This window comes from Vreelandella maris (assembly GCF_013371085.1).
Lineage (GTDB): Bacteria > Pseudomonadota > Gammaproteobacteria > Pseudomonadales > Halomonadaceae > Vreelandella > Vreelandella maris.
Genome location: NZ_JABWCV010000001.1, coordinates 52,866 through 73,735 on the forward strand (window position 1 = coordinate 52,866; position 20,870 = coordinate 73,735).

23 protein-coding genes are annotated in these 20,870 nt (G+C 55.2%); 18 read left to right on the top strand and 5 right to left on the bottom strand.

Annotation, left to right across the window (positions count from 1 at the left end; genetic code table 11):
* Position 1: 1 nt before the first annotated feature.
* A complete protein-coding gene (locus HUO07_RS00235; protein ID WP_176301880.1) occupies positions 2–853 on the top strand; it encodes a mechanosensitive ion channel family protein in 852 nt (283 codons plus the stop codon).
* Here the strand turns inward: HUO07_RS00235 and HUO07_RS00240 are convergent.
* Entirely contained in the window at positions 850–1,584 is a 735-nt protein-coding gene (locus HUO07_RS00240) for a YebC/PmpR family DNA-binding transcriptional regulator (protein WP_176301881.1), read from the bottom strand. The genes HUO07_RS00235 and HUO07_RS00240 overlap by 4 nt on opposite strands.
* Before the next feature lie 211 nt (positions 1,585–1,795).
* Between HUO07_RS00240 and HUO07_RS00245 the strand changes: the two genes are divergently transcribed.
* Positions 1,796–2,413, top strand: coding sequence for a LysE family translocator (locus HUO07_RS00245; protein ID WP_176301882.1), 618 nt, complete (start codon positions 1,796–1,798; stop codon positions 2,411–2,413).
* 58 nt (positions 2,414–2,471) lie between these two features.
* Positions 2,472–2,963 carry a glutathione peroxidase gene (locus tag HUO07_RS00250; RefSeq protein WP_176302055.1) on the top strand — a complete coding sequence of 164 codons (492 nt, stop codon included), beginning with the start codon at positions 2,472–2,474 and terminating at the stop codon, positions 2,961–2,963.
* A 44-nt stretch (positions 2,964–3,007) separates the two neighbouring features.
* Here HUO07_RS00250 and HUO07_RS00255 read toward each other — a convergent pair whose 3' ends face one another.
* Complete coding sequence (locus HUO07_RS00255; protein ID WP_176301883.1) at positions 3,008–3,394, bottom strand: DUF7079 family protein; 387 nt, start codon at positions 3,392–3,394, stop codon at positions 3,008–3,010.
* A 207-nt stretch (positions 3,395–3,601) separates the two neighbouring features.
* Between HUO07_RS00255 and fabV the strand changes: the two genes are divergently transcribed.
* From fabV to HUO07_RS00280, 5 genes are all read left to right on the top strand, one after another.
* The gene (fabV, locus tag HUO07_RS00260) at positions 3,602–4,813 is read left to right on the top strand and encodes an enoyl-ACP reductase FabV (RefSeq protein ID WP_176301884.1); all 1,212 of its coding nucleotides are present in this window, start codon (positions 3,602–3,604) and stop codon (positions 4,811–4,813) included.
* A gap of 54 nt (positions 4,814–4,867) precedes the next feature.
* Positions 4,868–5,083 (top strand): hypothetical protein, encoded by a 216-nt coding sequence (locus HUO07_RS00265; RefSeq protein WP_176301885.1) that lies wholly within the window; start codon positions 4,868–4,870, stop codon positions 5,081–5,083.
* Positions 5,084–5,277: 194 nt separating this feature from the next.
* Entirely contained in the window at positions 5,278–5,532 is a 255-nt protein-coding gene (locus HUO07_RS00270; RefSeq protein ID WP_176301886.1) for a hypothetical protein, read from the top strand.
* A 189-nt stretch (positions 5,533–5,721) separates the two neighbouring features.
* Positions 5,722–6,522, top strand: a complete 801-nt coding sequence (locus tag HUO07_RS00275) for a PRC-barrel domain-containing protein (RefSeq protein WP_176301887.1) — start codon at positions 5,722–5,724, stop codon at positions 6,520–6,522.
* Positions 6,523–6,749: 227 nt separating this feature from the next.
* Positions 6,750–7,727 carry a GlxA family transcriptional regulator gene (locus HUO07_RS00280; protein ID WP_422822676.1) on the top strand — a complete coding sequence of 326 codons (978 nt, stop codon included), beginning with the start codon at positions 6,750–6,752 and terminating at the stop codon, positions 7,725–7,727.
* Between the two features lie 33 nt (positions 7,728–7,760).
* On the opposite strand, the gene HUO07_RS00285 is transcribed toward HUO07_RS00280, so the two are convergent.
* Entirely contained in the window at positions 7,761–8,555 is a 795-nt protein-coding gene (locus tag HUO07_RS00285) for an SDR family NAD(P)-dependent oxidoreductase (RefSeq protein ID WP_176301888.1), read from the bottom strand.
* 257 nt (positions 8,556–8,812) lie between these two features.
* On the opposite strand from HUO07_RS00285, the gene HUO07_RS00290 reads away from it, so the two are divergent.
* The 6 genes from HUO07_RS00290 to HUO07_RS00315 all read left to right on the top strand — a co-directional run bounded on the left by HUO07_RS00290 (position 8,813) and on the right by HUO07_RS00315 (position 15,573).
* Complete coding sequence (locus tag HUO07_RS00290; RefSeq protein ID WP_176301889.1) at positions 8,813–10,027, top strand: aspartate aminotransferase family protein; 1,215 nt, start codon at positions 8,813–8,815, stop codon at positions 10,025–10,027.
* A gap of 38 nt (positions 10,028–10,065) precedes the next feature.
* Positions 10,066–11,130, top strand: a complete 1,065-nt coding sequence (locus HUO07_RS00295; RefSeq protein WP_176301890.1) for an arginine N-succinyltransferase — start codon at positions 10,066–10,068, stop codon at positions 11,128–11,130.
* Positions 11,130–12,161 carry an arginine N-succinyltransferase gene (gene astA / locus HUO07_RS00300; RefSeq protein WP_176301891.1) on the top strand — a complete coding sequence of 344 codons (1,032 nt, stop codon included), beginning with the start codon at positions 11,130–11,132 and terminating at the stop codon, positions 12,159–12,161. The genes HUO07_RS00295 and astA overlap by 1 nt, the downstream gene beginning before the upstream one ends.
* Before the next feature lie 22 nt (positions 12,162–12,183).
* Complete coding sequence (gene astD / locus HUO07_RS00305; protein ID WP_176301892.1) at positions 12,184–13,656, top strand: succinylglutamate-semialdehyde dehydrogenase; 1,473 nt, start codon at positions 12,184–12,186, stop codon at positions 13,654–13,656.
* On the top strand, positions 13,653–15,020 hold the full coding sequence (gene astB / locus HUO07_RS00310) for an N-succinylarginine dihydrolase (protein WP_176301893.1): 1,368 nt from the start codon (positions 13,653–13,655) through the stop codon (positions 15,018–15,020). Before astD ends, astB begins: the two co-directional genes overlap by 4 nt.
* A gap of 127 nt (positions 15,021–15,147) precedes the next feature.
* Entirely contained in the window at positions 15,148–15,573 is a 426-nt protein-coding gene (locus HUO07_RS00315; protein WP_176301894.1) for a GNAT family N-acetyltransferase, read from the top strand.
* A gap of 72 nt (positions 15,574–15,645) precedes the next feature.
* Here the strand turns inward: HUO07_RS00315 and HUO07_RS00320 are convergent, their stop codons facing one another.
* Positions 15,646–16,584 carry a DMT family transporter gene (locus HUO07_RS00320; protein ID WP_176301895.1) on the bottom strand — a complete coding sequence of 313 codons (939 nt, stop codon included), beginning with the start codon at positions 16,582–16,584 and terminating at the stop codon, positions 15,646–15,648.
* Between the two features lie 84 nt (positions 16,585–16,668).
* Here HUO07_RS00320 and HUO07_RS00325 point away from each other — a divergent pair, with 84 nt between their 5' ends.
* Positions 16,669–17,157, top strand: a complete 489-nt coding sequence (locus HUO07_RS00325) for a MarR family winged helix-turn-helix transcriptional regulator (RefSeq protein WP_176301896.1) — start codon at positions 16,669–16,671, stop codon at positions 17,155–17,157.
* 88 nt (positions 17,158–17,245) lie between these two features.
* On the opposite strand, the gene HUO07_RS00330 is transcribed toward HUO07_RS00325, so the two are convergent.
* On the bottom strand, positions 17,246–18,085 hold the full coding sequence (locus HUO07_RS00330; protein WP_176301897.1) for a PhzF family phenazine biosynthesis protein: 840 nt from the start codon (positions 18,083–18,085) through the stop codon (positions 17,246–17,248).
* A gap of 360 nt (positions 18,086–18,445) precedes the next feature.
* Here HUO07_RS00330 and bluB point away from each other — a divergent pair, with 360 nt between their 5' ends.
* From bluB to HUO07_RS00345, 3 genes are read left to right on the top strand one after another with little or no spacing between them, the layout of a single operon-like run.
* Positions 18,446–19,138 carry a 5,6-dimethylbenzimidazole synthase gene (bluB, locus tag HUO07_RS00335; protein ID WP_176301898.1) on the top strand — a complete coding sequence of 231 codons (693 nt, stop codon included), beginning with the start codon at positions 18,446–18,448 and terminating at the stop codon, positions 19,136–19,138.
* Between the two features lie 12 nt (positions 19,139–19,150).
* Positions 19,151–19,378 carry a hypothetical protein gene (locus HUO07_RS00340; RefSeq protein ID WP_176301899.1) on the top strand — a complete coding sequence of 76 codons (228 nt, stop codon included), beginning with the start codon at positions 19,151–19,153 and terminating at the stop codon, positions 19,376–19,378.
* Positions 19,371–20,852 (top strand): sodium:solute symporter family protein, encoded by a 1,482-nt coding sequence (locus HUO07_RS00345; RefSeq protein WP_176301900.1) that lies wholly within the window; start codon positions 19,371–19,373, stop codon positions 20,850–20,852. The genes HUO07_RS00340 and HUO07_RS00345 overlap by 8 nt, the downstream gene beginning before the upstream one ends.
* Positions 20,853–20,870: the final 18 nt, after the last annotated feature.

Sequence of the window (20,870 nt, forward strand, 5' to 3'; positions counted from 1 at the left end):
CATGGAAGAACAACAGAAGTACGCGCGACTGTTTAACGATATTGATAGCCAAACGCTGATTACGTTAGGTGTCGTGCTGCTAACAACCATTGTGCTGATTATTGTCAGCCAGCGTGGGCTGAACTGGATCGGCAATCGAATGCATGGCCAAGTACGTTTTCGTATTTTTGCCTTGGTGCCGATGACACGCTTGCTGATATTAATTACTGCGCTCGCCATCATCGTACCGACAATTATTGAGCCGTCGCTACGCAACATGGTGACCGTTATGGGGGCGCTGGGCTTAGCCATTGGCTTTGCCATGAAAGATTACGTCAGCAGCCTGATAGCGGGCGTTGTCTCAGCGGTAGAGCTGCCTTATCGGCCCGGTGACTGGGTGCAGATTGAAGATACCTACGGCGAGGTCAAGCACGTTGGCTTGCGCACCGTTGACATCCAAACCCCTGACGATGATTTGGTCTATGTGCCGCATTTAAAGCTGTGGGATCACGCCGTTTATAATGCCAACAACGGCGGTACCAGCCTGCAGTGCGTGGCGAGCTTCTATCTTCACCCGGAGCACGAAGCAGGCTGGGTGCGCAAAGCATTGCGCGATGTGGCGCTAACCAGTGCCTATCTGAAGTTCGATAAGCCAATTATTGTCGTAGCCGAAGAGAAACCCTGGGGCACCCACTACCGTATTCGCGCCTACCCGGTGGATCCTCGCCAGCAATTTTTGTTTATTACCGATCTTACCTTACGCGGCAAAAAAGTGCTGAGTGCCGCGGGCGTACAGTCAGCGATGTTGCCACCGGATGCGGCCTTGGATACTCGCAACGCGGTGGGCTCGGCTTCCTCGAGAGGCAGTGATTAGCTCTCGCTTTCCTTGGGCAGCTCACCGCTGTGATAGACGTTTTGCACGTCGTCCAGCTCGTTGAGCATGCCCAGGAATTTTTCAAACATTGCCACGTCATCGCCTTCAACCGGCGTGGTGGTTTGCGGCAGAAACTGAATTTCGTCAACCTCAAAGTCAATCTCGCCGAACGCATCCAGCAGCGCCTGTTTGGCTTTAGCATAGTCGGTATGCGGCGCGAAAACGGTAATACGCTCGCCTTCCTGTTCAATGTCGGTGACATCGACATCGGCTTCCATCAATGCTTCCAGCACGGCGTCTTCATCGCTTCCGGCGAAGGAGAAGATGGCGCAGTGGTCAAACATATGGCTAACGCTGCCGGGCGTACCAATTTTACTCTTGGTTTTGGTAAAGCAGCCGCGCACATCGCCAAAGGTGCGGTTGGGGTTGTCGGTTAGACAGTCGACAATCACCATCACATTGCCAGGGCCAAAGCCCTCATAGCGTGCGGCAGAGAAATCTTCCCCACCGGCACCGCTGGCTTTATCGAGCGCTTTATCAATCACGTGAGAGGGCACTTGGTCTTTTTTAGCCCGCTCCATTAAACCGCGCAGTGCTAAGTTACCGTTCGGGTCGGTACCACCAGCTTTGGCGCAGACGTAAATTTCGCGCCCGTATTTGCTGTAGACCTTGGTCTTTGCATCGGCCGTTTTGGCCATGGATTCCTTACGGTTCTGAAAAGCCCTACCCATGTTGCCGTCCTGTGTTAGCCATACGCCCCTCGCATTGAGCGGCGATTCTGAAAGTTATAAGTGGAAATAAGTGCGAAAAAAGCAAATTTTACCCAACAGCGTACCATGCTAACAGCGTTATTTAAGACGCTGGCCGAAGTGTTGCTTGGCTTAGCGTATACTGGCGCCTACGCCTCATATCGTGATGTCGTCCCTTCAAGGAGAAAATCGCATGCCGTTGACACTGTGGCTATCACTTGCCGCTATCTGTGCCATGGGCGCTATGTCGCCGGGGCCAAGTTTGGCACTGGTGCTACGCCATACATTAGGCGGTGGTCGTTTTGTCGGTGTCACGGCAGCCATATTTCATGCGCTGGGCGTGGGATTTTACGCGCTATTGACCGTGTGGGGGTTGGGGGCATTAATTGCCGGTTTTCCGCTGCTGTTCCAACTGATTACCTGGTGCGGCGCCGCTTATTTGGCATGGCTGGGGATTAAAGCGTTGCGCGCCGGTCAAGCGGGCGCCTTACAGCCGGTAGTGATGACCACTAACCGGGGCCAAGCAGCCAAAGAGGGCGTGCTCGTCGCGTTAGGTAACCCTAAGCTAATCCTCTTTTTTGTCGCCCTGCTAAGTCAGTTTGTAACACCGGGCATGAGTGCGGTGGCCAAAGCTATAATAGTGCTAACAGCGATGATTATTGATGGTGGTTGGTACGTGTTGGTGGCTGTGTTGCTTTCCCACTCACGCATTTTGCCTTGGCTGCAACAGCGTGCCCACTGGATTAACCGCATTACAGGGGTACTGCTGATCGCGCTGGCACTAAGAGTGGTCGCTGGGCCGCTGGTGTAAAAAGTAGAGTCGTGGCATGGTGATAGCTATGCCGTTTGAGGTTTTGTGGGGTCGAGTGATGCAAATTTACGACCAAGACTGCTATACCCACCAAGGGCTGCCGTTCAACCTACGCGCGCTGCGTGGCCAAGTACTGCTGGTAGTCAACGTTGCCAGCCAATGTGGCTTTACCCCACAGTTAGGCGAGCTGGAAGCGCTTTATCAGCGCTATCGAGACCGGGGGTTTACCGTGCTTGGTTTCCCCTGCAACCAGTTTGGCCGCCAGTCACCCGAGAGCGCACAGGCCTTTTGCCAGTTTGGGGAACAGAAATTTGGGGTGAGTTTTCCGCTGATGGAGAAGGTAAACGTCAATGGCAGCCAGGCCCATCCTCTGTTTTGCTGGCTTAAACGTGAAGCGCCCGGTGTGATGGGGACCCAATTGATTAAGTGGAATTTCACCAAATTCTTAGTAGGCCGCGATGGTAAAGTGATTGCGCGCTTTGGGCCCCGCGACCATGGGAGCCCGCTGCGTCTGGCATTAGAGCAAGCGCTGGATCAAGCCTACCCATAACGCTAGTCTGTACAACAAGAGTGAGACTGCCTGAAAAAGTCAGCCTAAATCTGCTCTCCCCTCGCAACAGCGACACGGTTCATTAGCGCATTCCAGCGGTGGCGAACCATCATCGTGGTCAACCCCGAAAACAGCGCCCAGCTTTTGCGCCGCCAGCCCTTCAAGCGCATGTTGTGATTAACCAACTGCTTCATCAGCTTATAATCGTCAAATTGTCGCCACTCGCTGGCGATTGAAAGCTGGTGGCGAGACATCACCGGGGCCATTTCCAAGCGAAACATCCACTCAAGTTCATTGAGGGTCATATCGTAGCGCTGCACGACCTCTACCATATGGGCGTAATCGCGTTCGCTGGGTTCACGATCAAGCCACAGCGGGGCTAGCGCTAGCCAAAGGTCACCACGTTCATCTACTAGCTGCTGTGCATTCATGGTCGCCTCATTGGAAAAGTCGGTGCTTAGGCAACTATCGTGACGTGAAAGCGCCCCTAGCTCAAGGGCGGACAATAGCGCACGGCTACACATTAGCTCAAGAGCGGACACACGGCACGGAGACAGCTAGAATAGCCCCACTGAGTCAAAAAGTTGCCTTGGCAGGGCGACGTTGGTAACCAAATCAATCCTATAACGAGGTTCAATGTGATTATTAAACCCAAAGTGCGCGGCTTTATTTGTACCACCACTCACCCCATTGGCTGTGAGCAGAACGTTCGCGAGCAGATTGAAGCGACCCGTGCCCGCGGTTTGGATAAACAAGCTGGCCCGAAAAAAGTGTTGGTAATAGGGGCTTCGAGTGGCTATGGCTTGGCCGCCCGTATTACCGCGGCGTTTGGCTATGGGGCCGATACGCTAGGCGTCTTCTTTGAAAAGCCCGCCACCGATAAAAAGCCGGGTACTGCCGGTTGGTACAACAGTGCGGCTTTCGATAAGTTTGCCAAGCAGGAAGGGCTTTACAGCAAGTCGATTAATGGCGATGCGTTTTCCCATGAAGCGCGGGAAAAAGCCATTGAACTGATCAAGCAAGACATGGGTGAGATCGATCTGGTGGTCTACTCGCTGGCATCGCCCGTGCGTAAACTGCCGGACAGCGGCGAGCTGAAGCGTTCCAGCCTGAAGCCGATTGGCGAAACCTACCGTGCCACCGCAATCGACACTAATAAAGACGCGATTATCGAAGCGGAAGTAGAGCCTGCTACCCAGCAAGAGATCGACGATACCATTACCGTCATGGGTGGCGAAGATTGGGAGTTGTGGATGGAAGCGCTCGATCAAGCGGGCGTGTTGGCGAAAGGCGCACGCAGTGTGGCATTTAGCTATATCGGTACCGAAATCACCTGGCCGATCTACTGGCATGGCGCGTTAGGTAAAGCCAAGGAAGACCTGGATCGCGCTGCCGCGGCAATCGACAGCAAATTAAAAGCGAGCGGCGGTGGCGCCAACGTTGCTGTATTGAAGTCGGTCGTTACCCAGGCGAGTGCGGCGATTCCGGTGATGCCGCTGTATATCGCCATGGTCTATCGCATCATGAAAGAGCAGGGGCTGCACGAAGGCACTATTGATCAATTGAACCGCCTATTCGGTGAGCACCTCTACTCAGCTCAAGGACAGCGGGGCGAACTCGTGACGGATGAAGCTGGGCGTCTGCGTTTGGATGACTGGGAGCTGCGTGACGACGTTCAACAAGCTTGTCAGGATCTATGGCCAGAGGTGACCACCGAGAACTTGTTCGACATTACCGACTATGCTGGTTATAAGCACGAATTCTTGAAGCTGTTTGGTTTCGAGCGTGACGACGTAGATTACGATGCTGACGTCAATCCAGAGGTTACGTTCGATGTCGTCAATCTGTAAGTCATTCACCTAGGCGTTAGTGACGCCTATTCGACCGGAACGCGGGAGGTGTTTATGGATACTAAGGAAAGCAAAACCCCGGAAGAACAGAAAGAGCACATCATTGGTGAGCGGGTGCCTGAGGATCTTGAATCTTCCAAGCCACATCTTCAGCCTGAAGCCAAGAAGCGCCCCGGCGGGATGTATAAGTTACTCCCGCTGGTGATTATCATTCTTGGTGTGATCGTGGTGAGCATTATTGTGTTAGGTATTATTAATCGGGGTAACTAGCCAGTCACCACGCTGACGTATTGCCGGGCCGAGCGCCCGGCAATTTTGTTTTGGCAAGGGCGCTTAATGTTTAGAAGAAGGCTTATTACTTTCAACCGTTGTTAAATTTCGCCTATAAATTCGTCAAAGGGTGAAAGCTCTGCTAAGAAAGGAAGAGGTTATAATAAGTTAATACCTTTCAAGCGGGAGGATATATGACACGAGTAGCACGCGTGGAGCCTATCAGTAAAAAGCGAGACAATAAGCTTATTATTTCGGGTTGGCGAGTGATAGATGTAACTGATCCTGGTGAGCCTCAGGAAATCTCTCAACATGAAACTGAACCCCAAGCCATTGAAGCTGCTCGTCGTTTTGAAGCCAAAACAGCCGAGGAGCTTGGCTCCGATCCTGATGATACTCAAGATTATGATGCGTCGGACGAACAGGCGGGTAAGCGCTTTCCTGGGTAATTGCATTGCTAATTAGCTAAGAGCTAAATAGTAAAAGTGGTAGTAAATGCTTTATCTAAATAAATTATAGTTGTTGTTGGCAAGTGATTAATATTTATTAATCTTTTATAAGAAATTCGTTTTGACTTTGATTTAGTACTCTTCGGTGTACTAGCTTCTTATGTGTAAACCAACACAAGGAGAGATTGTATGAAACGGACAGCATTAGCAATTGCCATCGGTGCGGTTTGCGCAGGCTTATCAGCTGGCGTTCTTGCTCAGGAAGAGAACCAGAATGACACTGATCGAAGCAATCAAACGACCCAGCAACAAGACACAAATGCACAAGAGCAGGGTAGCAACGATGAAACTAGGGACATCAACGTTGAACAAAAGCCAGCTGAAGTAGAAGTAGAGCAAGAGAAACCTGATATCACGGTGGAGCAGTCTCAACCTAAAGTTACTATTGAGCAACCTGAGCCCAATGTGACCGTGGAAGAAGCCGAACCAAATGTCACCGTTGAGCAAACTGGCGAGCCTGAGGTGACAGTTGAGCAAGCGGAAGACGCCCAGGTCAATGTCAATGAAGACGAGCAAGAGCGCCAGCAGAATGATCAGCAGAGCGACCAAGCTGCTCAAAACCAAACTGATCAAAATGATCAGGCCGATCAAAATGACCAGTCCAACTCACTGATGTCACGTCAGGTCAGTGACTTGGAAGGGATGACAGTGATGAATCAGGAAGACGAAGAGATCGGTGGAGTACAGCATATTGCAAAGCACGATGAGTCTGGCGATTTGTTTGCTATCGTTTCGGTAGGTGGTATTTGGGGCTTTGGCGCAACGGACATTGCGCTGCCTATCAATGACATGCAGCTTGAAAATGATCAGCTTGTTGTAAACACAAACTATGGCGAAGATGAAATCGAAGCTTCATCTAATAATTACCAAGAAGATGAGTACAGCGAAGTGGATGGCAACATGACGCTATCTGAGGCGCAGCAACAGTAACGCAGCAACACTAACAGAGGCGCTGTTTGACTCAGCCGATCTTTAGTGACTAATGATGAGGGCAAGGCGGATACGCCTTGCCCTTTTTGGTGGCTGACCTGACGCTATTAACGCAGCGACATCTTTTTTTATGTATGAGTAACAAGCGCTGCCTTCATTTGCGCAATTGGGTAAGATGGTTATTTATCCAAGCCGATGGCGGTTTTCATGCAGTTTCCTCAATAATTATGCAGTCCAATCACTTAGCGTCAAAAGCAGTGATAGCCCGTCGGCGGGTAGCGTTTATGCTACTGCCGGGGTTCTCGTTGTTGACCCATGCCAGCGCGCTGGAGCCGCTGCAAATGGCGAACCAGTTGAGCGGGCAGATGCTTTATCACACCGTTACGTTAAGCTTGAACGACGAACCAGTACGCAGCGGTGCACAGCTTTCTCTGATCGCACAGCATGAGCTGGGTACAGCGCTGGGGCCGCTTGATTTGTTACTGATATGCGCGCCCACGCCGCTTCCCTATACGTTGCCAGCAAAGCTCAATGAGTGGTTGCGCGGCCACCAGGGGCGCGGTGTGGCGCTTGGCGGTTTGGCCGGGGGGACGGAAGTGTTGGCTCGCTGTGGGTTGTTGGAAGGCTATCGTGCCACGCTGCCATGGCAGCGCTTTGAGGCGTTTGCGCAAGCCTACCCGCAAGTTACCCTTTCCCAGCAGTTGTTTGAAATTGACCGCGACCGACTTACCTGCGCCGGTGGTACGGCGGCGATGGATCTGATGCTGACGCTGATAGGTCAGCACCACGGCGCACGCTTGGCAGAGCAGGTCTCGGAACAGTTCGTGTGTGATCGCATTCGGCTGGCGGACGAGCGTCAGCATGTGCCGCTACGCACCCGACTGGGCCATGCGCCCAAAAGCCTGATAGATGCCGTGACGCTGATGGAAGCCAATATCGAGGAGCCGCTCTCGACCCTTGAGCTGGCCGAGCACCTGGGAATTTCCCGGCGCCAGCTGGAGCGGCTATTCAAGAAGTATCTACAGGCGGTACCAAGCCGGTACTATCTCGATTTACGCCTGCAGGAAGCGCGCAAACAACTGCGAGAGAGTGACCGGCCGGTAGGCGATATCGCTTTCGCTACCGGTTTTTCCTCCGGCGCGCATTTTTCCACCGCCTACCGAAATCATTTTGGCATGACACCAAGAGAAGAGCGCCTAAATTAGAAAGGTATGATTAGAAAGATAAGATTATAAGGCTCAGGTTAACGTATCGACAATGCCGCCTTCCACGCGCAGCGCCGCGCCCGTGGTGGCGCTCGCTTGGGTCGATGCGGCATAGACGCTCATGCTGGCCACTTCCTCAGGTGTTGCTAAGCGCTGGATGATGGAAGAAGGGCGGTTCTCTTTGACAAAACGCGCTTCCATCTCCTGCTGAGAAATGCCTTCTTTCTCTGCCATTTCACCAATCATCGTGAGCACGCCTTCAGAGCGCGTTGGCCCAGGCAAGATAGCGTTGACGGTTACCTGCGTGCCGCTGAGCACTTTGGCCAGCCCGCGCGAAACCGATAAAAGCGCCGATTTGGTCATGCCGTAATGCACCATCTCTGTGGGGATGTTGATGCCCGATTCACTGGAGATAAACTGGATGCGGCCCCAGTCGCGGTCGCGCATGCCCTGGGCATAGTGGCGCGAAAGGCGCACCGCACTCATGATATTAATATCGAAAAATTGCTGCCAAGTGGCGTCATCAACCTCGAAGAAATCTTGCGGGCCAAAAATACCCACATTATTGATAAGGATATCTGCGCTGGGTTGCTGCTGGATCAATGTTTGGCAGCCTTCAGCGGTGCCGAGATCGGCGGCCACGCCTTCTACCTGAGCATTTGGGGCATCCTGTTTAATGCTGGCTATTGCCTCATCCACCCGTGCCTGCGAACGGCCTGTGACGACAACCTTAGCGCCAGCGTTGGCAAGCCCTTGGGCAATCGCAAAACCGATACCCGCCGTCGAGCCGGTAATGATGGCGTGCTTACCGCTTAGATCAATTTTCATAGGGTGTACTCCTCTCTTCCTGAGTGTCAGTACGTCGCGATAGCTATCTATTCAAGACGCTCTATACGAGACGCTCGATCCAGCTATGACGTTATCGCTTGCCAATAAGTATGGGGGGCTTATAGCGTACTTCAAGGCGTTAACGCGGCTGAGCAGGCGCCGCTATTCATAATTTGCCGTCCCATTACTGAAAGCGGTTAACCACGTTGGCCGCTTATACTGTTTTCATTCCTTTCCTCCAGCGGAGATAGCGTCCCATGAGCCATACCCCGAGCCGTCAAGATTACGACCACTACATGACGCCGAACTACTCACCGCAGCAGGTTATTCCCGTGCGCGGCGAAGGTAGCCGCTTGTGGGATCAGCAGGGGCGGGAATATATCGATTTCGCCGGTGGCATCGCTGTCAACTCACTGGGCCACTGTCACCCGGTGCTCGTTAATGCGCTAAAAGAGCAGGGCGAAAAGCTGTGGCATCTCTCTAATGTATTTACCAACGAGCCCGCGTTGAACCTGGCCAAAACGCTGGTCGAACGCACCTTCGCTGACAAAGTGTTTTTATGCTCTTCCGGTGGTGAAGCCAATGAAGCCGCGCTGAAGTTGGCACGCCGCTGGGCGGTTGATAACCACGGTGAACAGAAAGATAAGATCATCTCGTTTTATCAATCCTTTCACGGCCGCACCTTTTTCACCGTGAGTGTCGGTGGTCAGCCTAAATACTCTCAGGGTTTCGGCCCGGTGCCGGGCGGCATTCATCACGCCAACTACAACGACCTGGAAAGCGTTCGTGCACTAATGGGCGACGACACCTGCGCGATCATGGTTGAGCCCATGCAGGGCGAGGGCGGCATCGTGCCCGCAACACAAGCATTTCTCCAGGGCCTGCGCGATCTGTGTGACGAACATAACGCGCTGTTGATTTTTGACGAGGTGCAAACTGGCGTGGGTCGCAGCGGTGAACTCTACGCTTACAAGAACTACGGCATTACGCCGGATATCCTGACCAGCGCCAAGTCGCTGGGCGGCGGTTTCCCCATTGGCGCCATGCTGGCCACCGATGACGTCGCCAAGTCACTGGTCATTGGCACTCACGGCTCTACCTACGGCGGTAACGCGTTGGCGTCTGCCGTGGCACTGGCAGCCGTCGAGTTCATCGACACCCCAGACGTGCTGGAAGGGGTGAAAAAGCGCCACGACCTGTTCCGCGAGCACCTGGAAACCATCAACCGCAAGCACGGCGTGTTTAAAGAAATTCGTGGTATGGGACTGTTAATAGGTGCCCAGATGTCGGATGCCTATGAAGGCCGCGCCAAGGACATTCTGCCGCTGGCTATCGAAGAGGGCTTGATGGCCCTGATTGCAGGACCCAATGTACTGCGCATGGCACCTTCGCTGGTGATTCCCGAAGCGGATATCGCCGAGGGCATGGCTCGGCTAGAGCGTGCCATTGAGCGGCTAGTTGCCTCAGCATGAGTGAGCAGCCTACTGGGTTAACAGAGGGGGCGTCGAAGATGCTGGTAGTGCGACCCGTTAAAGCGTCGGATCTCCCGGCGCTCGAACAGTTGGCTGAGCATGCAGTGCCCAGGTTGACCAACTTGCCTGCCAATCGCGAGCGGCTTCAGGAGCGCATCGCGCGCTCCCAGGAGGCTTTCAATGGCGAGGTCGAGTTTCCAGAAAACGAGCACTATACCTTTGTGCTCGCTGACGATAGTCGTGAGGAAGTGTTGGGAACGGCCACTATCCGTGCCCAGGCAGGTGCCAATGAGGCTTACTACACCTATCGTCAGGAAACGCTGATTCACGCCTCGCAGCAGTTGAATGTGCGTCGTGAAGTTCAGACACTGGCACTTTCCCACGAAGTCTCCGATGCCACCCTGCTGTGCGCTTTTTCGCTGAATCCCCGCTATAAGGGCACCAGTGCCGAGAATCTGCTGCGTCGGGCGCGGTTGATGTTTATTGCCCAGTATCCTGAGCGCTTTTCGCGCATCCTGGCAGTCGCGTTCCCCGGCTACCTGGATACTCGCGGTGAATCGCCGTTTTGGGAAAGCGTCGGCAGGCACTTCTTTGCCCGCAGCTTCCAGGACATCAACCACATTGCAGGCGTACGCTCGAAAAGCTTTATCGCCGAAGTGATGCCCCAATTCCCGCTCTACCTGCCGCTCTTGACGCCCCAGGCGAGGGCCGCGATTGGGCGTGAACACCCCGCCCATGAAGAGGCCCTGGAAGAGATGCTGGCGGAAGGCTTTGTGCGTTCTCGCCATGTGGATATTTTCGACGCCGGGCCGATTGTTAAAGCCGAGCGTGACCGGCTGGAAACCTTTCGCCGCGCCGCCTGGCACCCGGTGCGCATTCGACCTGAACACGCCTTGCCCGACGCCGAACCGGCGATGATTGCCAACCAGAAGCTGGTGGATTTCCGCTGTATCGTTGCGCGTTATGCGTTGTCGCCCACGGGCCAGTTGATGCTCTCGTCGGAGCACGCCGAGCGGCTAGGCGTTTCGGAAGGGCGCGCCGTGCTGGCCGCACCGCTTACCTTACCCGCCGCGGTGGACGCGCTCGATGAAGGAGAAATGTAATGCGCATTCGACCCATTGCCCGCAATGACCTGGATGGGCTGCAGGCGCTTGCGCAGCAGGCCGGGGTAGGGTTTACCTCGCTGCCGGATAACCGCGAGTTTCTGGCCGGCAAGATAGAAGCCGCCGCCAGTGCCTTTGAAGAGCGCACTCCGGTGGATGACCGGCTCTACTTTTTTGTTCTTGAAGATGAAGAGAGCGGCGAACTTGCTGGCTGTTGTGCCATTGAAGGCCAGGTAGGGCGCGAAGTGCCGTTTTATAACTATCGGCTGGGTACTTTGGCGCACTCCTCCATTCAATTGGATCTTCACCGCACCATCGACACGCTGTTTTTAAGCTCCGACCACACCGGCGATGCCGAGGTGTGCTCGCTGTTCCTGCGCCCAGAGTATCGTGGTGAAGCAAATCGCCACTTACGCAACGGCGCGCTGCTTTCCAAAGCGCGCTGGTTGTTTATCGCCCAGTTTCGTGACCGATTCCCCAATAAAGTGTTGGCGGAAATGCGAGGTGTGTTCGATGAGAACAACACCAGCCCTTTCTGGGAGAGCCTGGGCAAACACTTCTTCCCCATGGATTTCAGCGAAGCGGACCGACTCACCGGCTTGGGGCAGAAGAGCTTTATCGGTGAGCTGATGCCCAAGTTTCCGATCTACACCACCTTTATGGCCGAAGAGGCGCGCGCCTGCATTGGCCAAGTGCATCGCCATACCCGCCCAGCACTGGAAATGTTGAAGAAAGAGGGGCTGCGCTGGGAAGGCTATATCGACATTTTCGACGGCGGCCCCACCGTGGAAGCCTACATTGATGATGTGCGCGCTATCCGTAATTCACGGCTTTGCCAGGTGGAAGTGTCTGCTGCTGCCCGTGAAGAGAGCATCAGCCGCTGGCTGGCGGCTACCACCCAGATGCTGAACTTTACCGCCAGTTGGGTAGGCCGTGCGCCTTCTGAAGACAACACCATCGTGCTTAGCGATCAGGAAGCGAGCCGCTTGGGTGTCACTACCGGTGATTACCTGCGGCTACTCGAAACCTAGGCAACGTTCACAGGAGAATTTTATGCACGCTCAACAACAGCAACTGATCAATGGCGCTTGGCTGGCAGGCGACGCCGCGTCGTTGAGCAAGCACGATCCTGTTTCCGGGCAACGGCTCTGGGAGGCCGCCACGGCCAGCGAGGATCAAGTCGCGACCGCTGTGAAAGCCGCCCGCAGCGCCTTTCCTGGGTGGGCGCGTACCCCCTTTGCCGAGCGCCAGGCCCTTGTCGAGCGTTTTGCCGAGGTGCTGAAATCCCGTGGGGAAGCGCTGGCGGTGGCAATTGCCTCTGAAACCGGCAAGCCCCTCTGGGAAGCGCGCACTGAAGCGGGGGCGATGGTGGGCAAGGTGGCGCTATCGGTCAAGGCGTATAACGAAAGAACCGGTGAGCGGGAAAAAGTCGTTGGCAATGCAAAAGCCGTATTGCGCCATCGCCCCCACGGCGCGATGGCAGTATTCGGCCCCTATAACTTCCCAGGCCACCTGCCCAACGGCCATATGTTGCCCGCGCTATTGGCGGGCAACACTGTGGTCTTCAAACCCAGCGACCAGACCCCGCTGACCGCCGACTTAACCCTGCAGTGCTGGTTGGAAGCCGGGCTACCTGCCGGGGTAATCAATCTGGTGCAGGGCGGCGTTGCCGTGGGCCAGGCGCTGGCAGGTAACCCCGATATCGATGGCCTGCTGTTTACCGGCAGCGCCAAGGTGGGCGGCATGCTGCACCAGCAGTTTGCTGGGCAAATGGATAAAGTGCTGGCGCTCGAGCTGGGTGGCAATAACCCGCTGGCAGTGAAGGATATTGATGACGAGCGGGCGGCGGTGCTTACCATTCTACAATCGGCGTTTTTATCTGGCGGCCAACGCTGCACCTGCGCTCGCCGCTTGATGGTGCCGGAAGGCGCCGTGGGCGACCGATTGATTGATGCACTTTCCGAGGCGATCGCTAAGCTGCACGTGGCGGGCCAGTTCGAAGAGAACCCTGCGCCATTCTATGGCGGTTTGGTGAGCGTGGCCGCCGCAGATGGTCTGCTCAAGGCGCAAGAGGAACTGGAGTCCATGGGGGGCACGGTGATCAATCGCATGCAGCGCCTGCAAGACAACACCAGCCTGCTAAGCCCCGCGCTAATTGATGTGACGGGCCTGGACGTTCCCGACGAGGAGCACTTTGGGCCGCTGCTGAAAATCCATCGCTATCGCGATTGGGATGAAGCGCTCTCGCTTGCCAACAACACCCGCTACGGACTCTCCGCCGGGTTGATTGGCGGCGATCAGCCCGATTGGGACGACTTCCTGCTGCGCATTCGCGCCGGCATCGTCAACTGGAACCGCCAGACCACCGGCGCTTCCGGTGATGCGCCCTTCGGCGGCGTAGGTGACAGCGGCAACCACCGCCCCAGCGCTTATTACGCGGCAGACTACTGCGCTTATCCGGTTGCTTCCATGGAAGCCGACACCCTGGAGATGCCTGAAACCTTGCCACCAGGAGTGAGTCTATGAACGGCAGTGCCTTCAGTCGTATCAGGGAAGTCAATTTCGACGGTTTGGTCGGCCCTACCCATAATTACTCGGGGCTGGCCGTCGGTAACGTCGCTTCGATGAGCCACGGTGGCCTGCTCTCCAATCCCAAGGAGGGCGCGCTACAGGGGCTGGCCAAGATGAAGTCACTGATGGACGCAGGCTACGCCCAGGGCGTGCTGCCACCTCAACAGCGCCCCGATATTGGCGCCCTGCGCGATTTAGGTTTTAGTGGTAGCAATAGCAACGTGCTGGCTCGCGCCGCTGTCGAGGCACCGCAGCTACTGCGGGCGGTATGTTCGGCGTCCAGCATGTGGACCGCTAATGCAGGCACGATTACCCCCAGCGTCGACGCACCGGATGGCCGGGTGCACTTCACGCCAGCCAATCTGCAGTCGAGCTTTCATCGCTACCTGGAGCCGCAAACCACCGGGAGGGTACTACAAGCTATTTTCCACGATGAGCAATATTTTGCTCACCACCCGGTTCTGCCCGCTACCCCAGCCTTTTCCGATGAAGGGGCGGCCAATCACACCCGCCTTTGCGGCGAATACGGTGAGCCAGGCGTTCACCTGTTTGTCTATGGCCGCCAAGCGTTTGGTGAGGTGCGTAGCGGCGAGCGTGAACCCCAGCGCTATCCCGCCCGGCAAACCCTGGAAGCCAGTCAGGCGGTAGCCCGCCAACACGGGCTTACCGAAGCGCAAACCGTCTTCGCACAACAGCATCCGGATGCCATTGATGCTGGCGTGTTCCATAACGATGTCATTGCCGTGGGCAACGGCCCTGTGCTGCTTTACCACGCAATGGCCTTTCTGGATGAAGAGGGCACACTCGATGAATTGCGTGCCAAAATGAACACGCCGCTGATTCCCGTGCGCGTGCCGGTTGAGGCGGTGAGTATGGAAGACGCGGTCGCCTCGTATCTCTTCAACTCCCAACTGCTCTCCAACCCAGACGGGACCATGACGCTGGTGGTACCCGGCGAATGTCAGGAGCGGGAAGCGGTCTGGCGGACGATCCAGGATCTCATCCTAGCGGGCAATAATCCCATCGGCGAAGTAATCGTCAAAGACGTCAAGCAGAGCATGCGCAACGGTGGCGGCCCCGCTTGCCTGCGTTTGCGCGTGGTGCTAACGGAAGCCGAACGTGCCGCGCTCTCTGGCCGCGTGCTGCTCAACGATGTACTTTATGACGACCTTACTGCCTGGGTGAATCGCCACTACCGCGACCGCCTAGCCCCAGACGATCTCGCCGACCCGCAGCTGGCCGAGGAGTCGCTTGTGGCACTGGATGAACTCACCCAGTTGCTTAAGATCGGGCCTGTTTACCCATTTCAGTTGGGGTAGGGTAATATTAGCGTGTTCTAAACGGCAAGGCTTAGCCTTGCCGTTTTGTATTCACATATAGGAATGCAATATTGATAGTGTCTATGTGATGCAAGACTAGACCTAAAGCAGCACTAGGAATCGAGATATGACGCCTATTATTCAGCCGACTAACGACAAGGCGTTCGCGGAAGAATTAATTCGCCAAAATATGTCCGGCTACTACACACAGCTGAATATGCGCTGGGATACCGATCTATTTGATAGACAGTGGGACGAGTTGGACAGCTACGCGTTAGTCATCAACGCTTCACGCGTGGGGCTGCTATGCATCAATCACGATGAAGATGCCTATTATATTCGGGAGCTGCAAATTGCCCCTCCGTGGCAGCGCCAAGGCTTGGGGACAGCGGCTATCCGCTTCACGGCTGAAACTGCCCAGCAAGCGGGCATTCGCCTACTTCGGCTGCGCGTGTTTTGTATCAACCCAGCCATCGCTTTGTACGAGCGCATGGGGTTTAGGATATTGAAAACCGCAGAGGGAATGCACGCCATGGAGCGTCGCATTCTGTAGCAGTAAGCAGGCTCGTATAACAGTTCTTTTCCCCCTCTCCGTGGCGACTTGCCATGTTTATCTCCCTACCGTTTAGGCTGCTCTATCAGGCATCTGCTTCGCTTTACCAATGTTCAGCAGGGCAATACCGGCACCAATCAGTAGGATGCCAGGCAGCAAGCCCTCAGGGGCGGTTTCTCCCTGTAACAAGATGGCGACCGGCACACCCACCACGGCGCCGACAGAGCCTAATAGGCTCAGAAACACCGGGCCGCCGCTTTTCTGTAGCAGGAAGAGCAGTAAAAACTGTCCAGCGAAAACCACCGCCTGGACGGCAATCAGGAACATCGGCAGAGAGCGATCCATGGGGACGTGAAGTGAGAAGCCTGGCAGTAGGCCCACCCCTAGTAAAAGGAGGGAGGCGGCTATCAGCATCCCCGGCGCCAGCGCATCACTGGATACCCCCACTGGCCAGCGAAGGGTTCGGTAGAGGTTGCCTATTGCTAGCAGAACAGGGCCAATCAAGGCGAGAAAAATCCAGAGGTAGTTAGCATCAGGGGCGGAAAGCTTATGAAAAGCCAGCGTGAAGGCGCCCGCAAGGGCTGACATAACCCCAGCCGCCCGCAAGAGCTGAAAGCGCTCCATTTTTAACGTTAAAGCACCGATGTAGGTGAGCAGCGGTGGCAGCGTGATGATCAATGCCACAAACCCGGCGCCGACATGAGGAATCGCCGAGAAGAATAGCAGATTGGCGCCCGCCACGCCCAGCAGTGCGGAGACAGCATAATACTCAACAGTGCGAAGAGTGACGGGTGGAAGATGGCGGCGGTAGGCGGCGAGCGCCAACAGAATAATGGCCGCTCCCAAAATGGACCAAAATAGAAAGGCGAGCGCAGATAGCTGCATTTCACCCGCGAGCTTTGCCAAATTAGTCGATAGGCCCAGCAAGGCGCCACCGGCGAGCAGATACAGCAGCGGGGCAAGCCAGGCTCTTTTTGAGGAGTGTCGCTTGGGTGTGTTGGGTAACGTCATTAGCAGCCTTCAAAGATTATATCTTGATATCAAGGTATGTGTGATTAACCTTGACGTCAAGCTAATTAGGCGCAAAATACGCTTATGGATCATGTAGACCACATACTCAAACAGTGGCGGCAGGAGCGGCCCGACCTCGACGTAGACCCGATGGGTACCATCGGGCGAGTCAAACGGCTTAACCACGCTTTAATGCGCGCAATGGAAAAGACTTGGGCGAAATATGGTCTGACGGATGCCAGCTTTGACGTACTGGCAACGCTGCGCCGAGAGGGAGCGCCCTATGCGCTATCTCCGAGCGATCTGATGGCATCCACCATGGTGACGTCTGGCACCATGACGCACCGCATCAATCTGCTGGAAAAGGCAGGGTTGATCGAACGAGTCAAAAACCCAGAGGACGGGCGTGGTTTTCTAATCTCTCTTTCCCAGCGCGGGTTTGATTTGATCGACGAAGCGGTGGCTGCGCATGTGGAGACACAGGCGCAGCTGGTGAGCGGGTTGACTGACGAACAACGTCAGCAACTGGATGCGTTGCTGAGGCAATTCCTGGCGGGGGTTGAGCAGGAGTGATCTTTCTCGTACCGATAAGCCAGCCAATATTTAATCCACGTATTAAATTAAAAGGAGTCGAGTAGCGAAGGGGCCTGTTTGGAGCTATTCAGTTTGGAATCTCTGCGGCTGTTCCAGCCACCAAGACTCCTCCACGCTCAGGTACTTCAACTGTTAACAGGCTTAAACGTCCCATATCTTCCCCCTGTTTAATCAGAAACTGCGCTGGCACATTGATCAACTTCGCATCCCGTAAATAACCACCCAGTGCTGCTGCAGCAGCACCAGTAGCAGGATCTTCCACTACGCCACCTATAGGGAATGGATTGCGTGAATGAAATAGAGCGCTGTGCTCACGAAATACTAGCTGCAGTGTTGTCAGCCCCTCTCTCGACATTAAAGCCTTTAGTTTTTCAAAGTCGTAATCAAGTTGGCTCAATCGGTCTCGGGAACTAACAGCTAATACAAGATGCCATACACCCCCATAGGCGAAGACGGGGGGAATAGCCGGATCCAGTTCATTAGGTGACCATTTAAGTAGCGCCAACACTTCATCGACCAGTTCTGCAGTGACAGGTTTTTGGGTGGGTTCAACCGAGGTCAGTGCCGCCTGAATCTGACCATCCATTGTGTCAACCTTCACCGTTACGCGGCCTACTGCGGCATCTAACTGATAAGTCCCGGTACCGTTTAGTCGGCCTAGCATTACGCCACTGGCAATCGTTGCGTGACCACAGAAGTTGACCTCTGCTAGCGGGCTATAGTAACGAATGGCCCTAATCGTTCCGCTAGCGGGGGCCATAAAAGCGGTTTCCGAGTACCCCACCTCTGCGGCGATACGCTGCATCGTCTTAGTATCTGGTAGCTCATCGCCCATCCAGACGCCAGCAGGGTTGCCCTTGGCTGGATCTGTAGAAAATGCCGCTAGGCGATATAAATGCTCGCTCATGTTGTTCTGCTCCGATGAGGGGATAACTATGAATAGGGACGCTAGCTCTAGCTAAACGTGACTCCAAATATAGACAATAGACCTGCTCAATGTGGCCATGTGAACCGGTAGCTCCATATGAAGATCCGGAGACTATCGTCAGCGCGTCAATCGGCTCGCTGAGCCTGTGCCGGCAACATGGGTCACTGTCTTTGGCCGATTCATTCATCACTGTACTACGTTGGCTTTGACGTACTAGCGCCCCGGAATTCAGGAGAGCGTATTACGCCAAACAACACCGCTGCGATGGAGGTTGGGCTGAGCTCGTGTAGACTCTGCATTCGTCTATAAACCAGATCAGCAAAAGGTCCGACAAGCGCCATGACCTCCTCGAACCACCGTTTTACCGATGCTGAGCGCCGTGGGCTGTACCGCGCCATACATGAGCGGCGCGATGTGCGCTCTCAATTCCTGCCCGACCGGATTCCACCTGAGGTGCTGGCCCGTCTTTTGGAAGCAGCGCATCATGCGCCGTCGGTGGGGTTTATGCAGCCCTGGGATTTCATCGTGATTGAGAGCCGCAGCGTCAGGGACGCGGTGCTGGCGACGTTCGAGGAGGAAAACCAGAAGGCCGCCGAGCGCTTTGAGGGCGAGCGCAAGGAGCATTACCGCAGCCTTAAACTACAAGGCATTCTGGAAAGCCCACTCAATCTCTGTATTACCTGTGATCGAAGCCGGGGCGGCCCCCACGTGTTAGGGCGCAATAGCATTGTGGATACCGACCTTTTCAGCACTTGTTTAGCCGTGCAAAACCTCTGGCTGGCGGCGCGGGCGGAGGGCATTGGCGTGGGCTGGGTGAGTATTCTCGATCAAGAGCAGCTAAGCACTGCGCTGAACCTGCCTGGGCATGTTTATCCGCTGGCGTATCTCTGCCTTGGCTATGTGAGCGATTTCTTAGATCAGCCGGAGCTTGAAGCCAAAGGTTGGCGCGGTCGGCTGCCATTAAGCGAACTGGTGCATGGCGATCAGTGGGGGCAGCCGCTAGCTGCTCTTAATAAAGTTGCGGTTAAATAAAGGAGAGTACTCGTGCGACGTTTGATCGTTCTGCCCACTTCTCGTGCGGGGTGGGGATTATTAATAGCTTTTGTAGCGCTGGTGATGGCGGGTACCTGGCCAGTGATTGGCCTGGTGAACCGGGCAACGCTGGTGTTGGGGCTTCCGTTGATGGTGGTCTGGAGTTATCTGGTTATTTTTGCCTGCGTGGTGGTCATGCTGATCGGCAATCGCATTGTGGAGCGAGACGACCATGAATAGCCCATGGCCACTACTGATAACCTTGGTCTATGTTGCCATTGCGATGTTGATTGGCCTACGCGCCAGGGCAGGACGTTCCATGAATAGCCTGGAAGAGTGGGGCGTGGCAGGGCGCAGCATGGGGCCGGTGACGCTTTACCTGCTGATCGCCGCCGGTAGCGTGAGCGCTTACACCTTTATGGGAGCACCCGGTTGGGCTTATTCCAAAGGCATCGCGGTATTTTATGTAGCGATTTACCTTGCCTATCTCGCGTTGGTCGCCTGGTACTTCGGCCCTAAGGTATGGCAATTCGGCGAACAGTTTGGTCATGTAACCCAAGCAAGCGCTATATCTGACCGTTACCAGAGCCCCGCGCTGGGGGCGCTGGCCGCGCTCGTGATGGCGATTGGCTCCATTGCGTATGCTGTTCTGCAAACCATTGGCTCAGCGTATATTTTGTTTGTGATGAGCGGCGGCTTGATACCGATTTGGCTGGGCGTCGTGCTGGTGTTGGCCTGTATTGCGGTGTATCTCTACGCCAGCGGACAGCGTGCGATTGGTCGCACCAACGCGTTTCAAGGTGTGTTAATGCTGATTGTCGCCTGGGCGGTTGGCCTTTGGGCCGTGCACAGTGCGACCGGTGGGCTGAGTTTTGCGGGCGTATTTGAACGCGTTCAAGCCGAGCATAGCGAGTTTCTCACTCTGCCAGGCGCCGGTGGGGATATGAGCTTTAGCTTTTGGACAACCTCGATTATCGTCTCGATGTTCTCGTTTATGCCGCCAGTATGGACGCAGTGGATGAGTGCTTCTTCCGCGCGCACCATACGTCGCAGCGCGACGTGGTTGCCTACTTATTATGTTGTCATCCTGCCCATGGTCGTGGTGGGCTTCATCGGTATTTTCACCCTGCCGGAGCTGTCGCGGGCGGATACCGTAGTACTGGAATACGCCATGCAGCACTTGCCTGTCGTACTGGTCGGCCTGCTGGGGGCGGGCACTCTGGCGGCCTCTATGTCCTCGAGTGAACCCTTTATTCACTCTGTATCACTGTCATTTAGCAAAGATGTGCTTCAGCCCGTGTTGAAGCTATCCGACGCTGTCACTGGCAAGTTGGCACGGCTGTTAATTCTGCCCATCATGTTCCTGGTGATAGCGCCACTGGCGATTGCCGAGCCCGGTAGCTTGGTGATGATTCTGCTGGTGGGGCTGGGCTTTGCTTCTCAGGTTTTGCCTGCGTTTATCGGCATGTTCTTCTGGCCGCGAGCTTCTCGCTTGGGCGTGATGGCCGGTATCGTGGTGGGGTTTTTGATTACCACGGCATTGACTACCCTTTGGCCCCACCCAATGGGTATTCATGCGGGGTTTTGGGGACTGATGCTCAATCTGCCTATATTTATTGCTATTTCATTAATGACACCCGCTACCAACGCAGAAGTAGTTGAGCGCTTCTTTCGCATTGCTGCTCCCCGTGGGTTGACGCGCATAGGGCAATAGGCAGTCGTTGGCGACTGA

Coding starts and splice junctions, on each gene's coding strand:
- HUO07_RS00235 (WP_176301880.1), top strand. CDS start 2: ATGGAAGAACAACAGAAGTACGCGCGACTGTTTAACGATATTGATAGC.
- HUO07_RS00240 (WP_176301881.1), bottom strand. CDS start 1,584: ATGGGTAGGGCTTTTCAGAACCGTAAGGAATCCATGGCCAAAACGGCC.
- HUO07_RS00245 (WP_176301882.1), top strand. CDS start 1,796: ATGCCGTTGACACTGTGGCTATCACTTGCCGCTATCTGTGCCATGGGC.
- HUO07_RS00250 (WP_176302055.1), top strand. CDS start 2,472: ATGCAAATTTACGACCAAGACTGCTATACCCACCAAGGGCTGCCGTTC.
- HUO07_RS00255 (WP_176301883.1), bottom strand. CDS start 3,394: ATGAATGCACAGCAGCTAGTAGATGAACGTGGTGACCTTTGGCTAGCG.
- HUO07_RS00265 (WP_176301885.1), top strand. CDS start 4,868: ATGGATACTAAGGAAAGCAAAACCCCGGAAGAACAGAAAGAGCACATC.
- HUO07_RS00270 (WP_176301886.1), top strand. CDS start 5,278: ATGACACGAGTAGCACGCGTGGAGCCTATCAGTAAAAAGCGAGACAAT.
- HUO07_RS00275 (WP_176301887.1), top strand. CDS start 5,722: ATGAAACGGACAGCATTAGCAATTGCCATCGGTGCGGTTTGCGCAGGC.
- HUO07_RS00280 (WP_422822676.1), top strand. CDS start 6,750: ATGCAGTCCAATCACTTAGCGTCAAAAGCAGTGATAGCCCGTCGGCGG.
- HUO07_RS00285 (WP_176301888.1), bottom strand. CDS start 8,555: ATGAAAATTGATCTAAGCGGTAAGCACGCCATCATTACCGGCTCGACG.
- HUO07_RS00290 (WP_176301889.1), top strand. CDS start 8,813: ATGAGCCATACCCCGAGCCGTCAAGATTACGACCACTACATGACGCCG.
- HUO07_RS00295 (WP_176301890.1), top strand. CDS start 10,066: ATGCTGGTAGTGCGACCCGTTAAAGCGTCGGATCTCCCGGCGCTCGAA.
- astA (WP_176301891.1), top strand. CDS start 11,130: ATGCGCATTCGACCCATTGCCCGCAATGACCTGGATGGGCTGCAGGCG.
- astD (WP_176301892.1), top strand. CDS start 12,184: ATGCACGCTCAACAACAGCAACTGATCAATGGCGCTTGGCTGGCAGGC.
- astB (WP_176301893.1), top strand. CDS start 13,653: ATGAACGGCAGTGCCTTCAGTCGTATCAGGGAAGTCAATTTCGACGGT.
- HUO07_RS00315 (WP_176301894.1), top strand. CDS start 15,148: ATGACGCCTATTATTCAGCCGACTAACGACAAGGCGTTCGCGGAAGAA.
- HUO07_RS00320 (WP_176301895.1), bottom strand. CDS start 16,584: ATGACGTTACCCAACACACCCAAGCGACACTCCTCAAAAAGAGCCTGG.
- HUO07_RS00325 (WP_176301896.1), top strand. CDS start 16,669: ATGGATCATGTAGACCACATACTCAAACAGTGGCGGCAGGAGCGGCCC.
- HUO07_RS00330 (WP_176301897.1), bottom strand. CDS start 18,085: ATGAGCGAGCATTTATATCGCCTAGCGGCATTTTCTACAGATCCAGCC.
- bluB (WP_176301898.1), top strand. CDS start 18,446: ATGACCTCCTCGAACCACCGTTTTACCGATGCTGAGCGCCGTGGGCTG.
- HUO07_RS00345 (WP_176301900.1), top strand. CDS start 19,371: ATGAATAGCCCATGGCCACTACTGATAACCTTGGTCTATGTTGCCATT.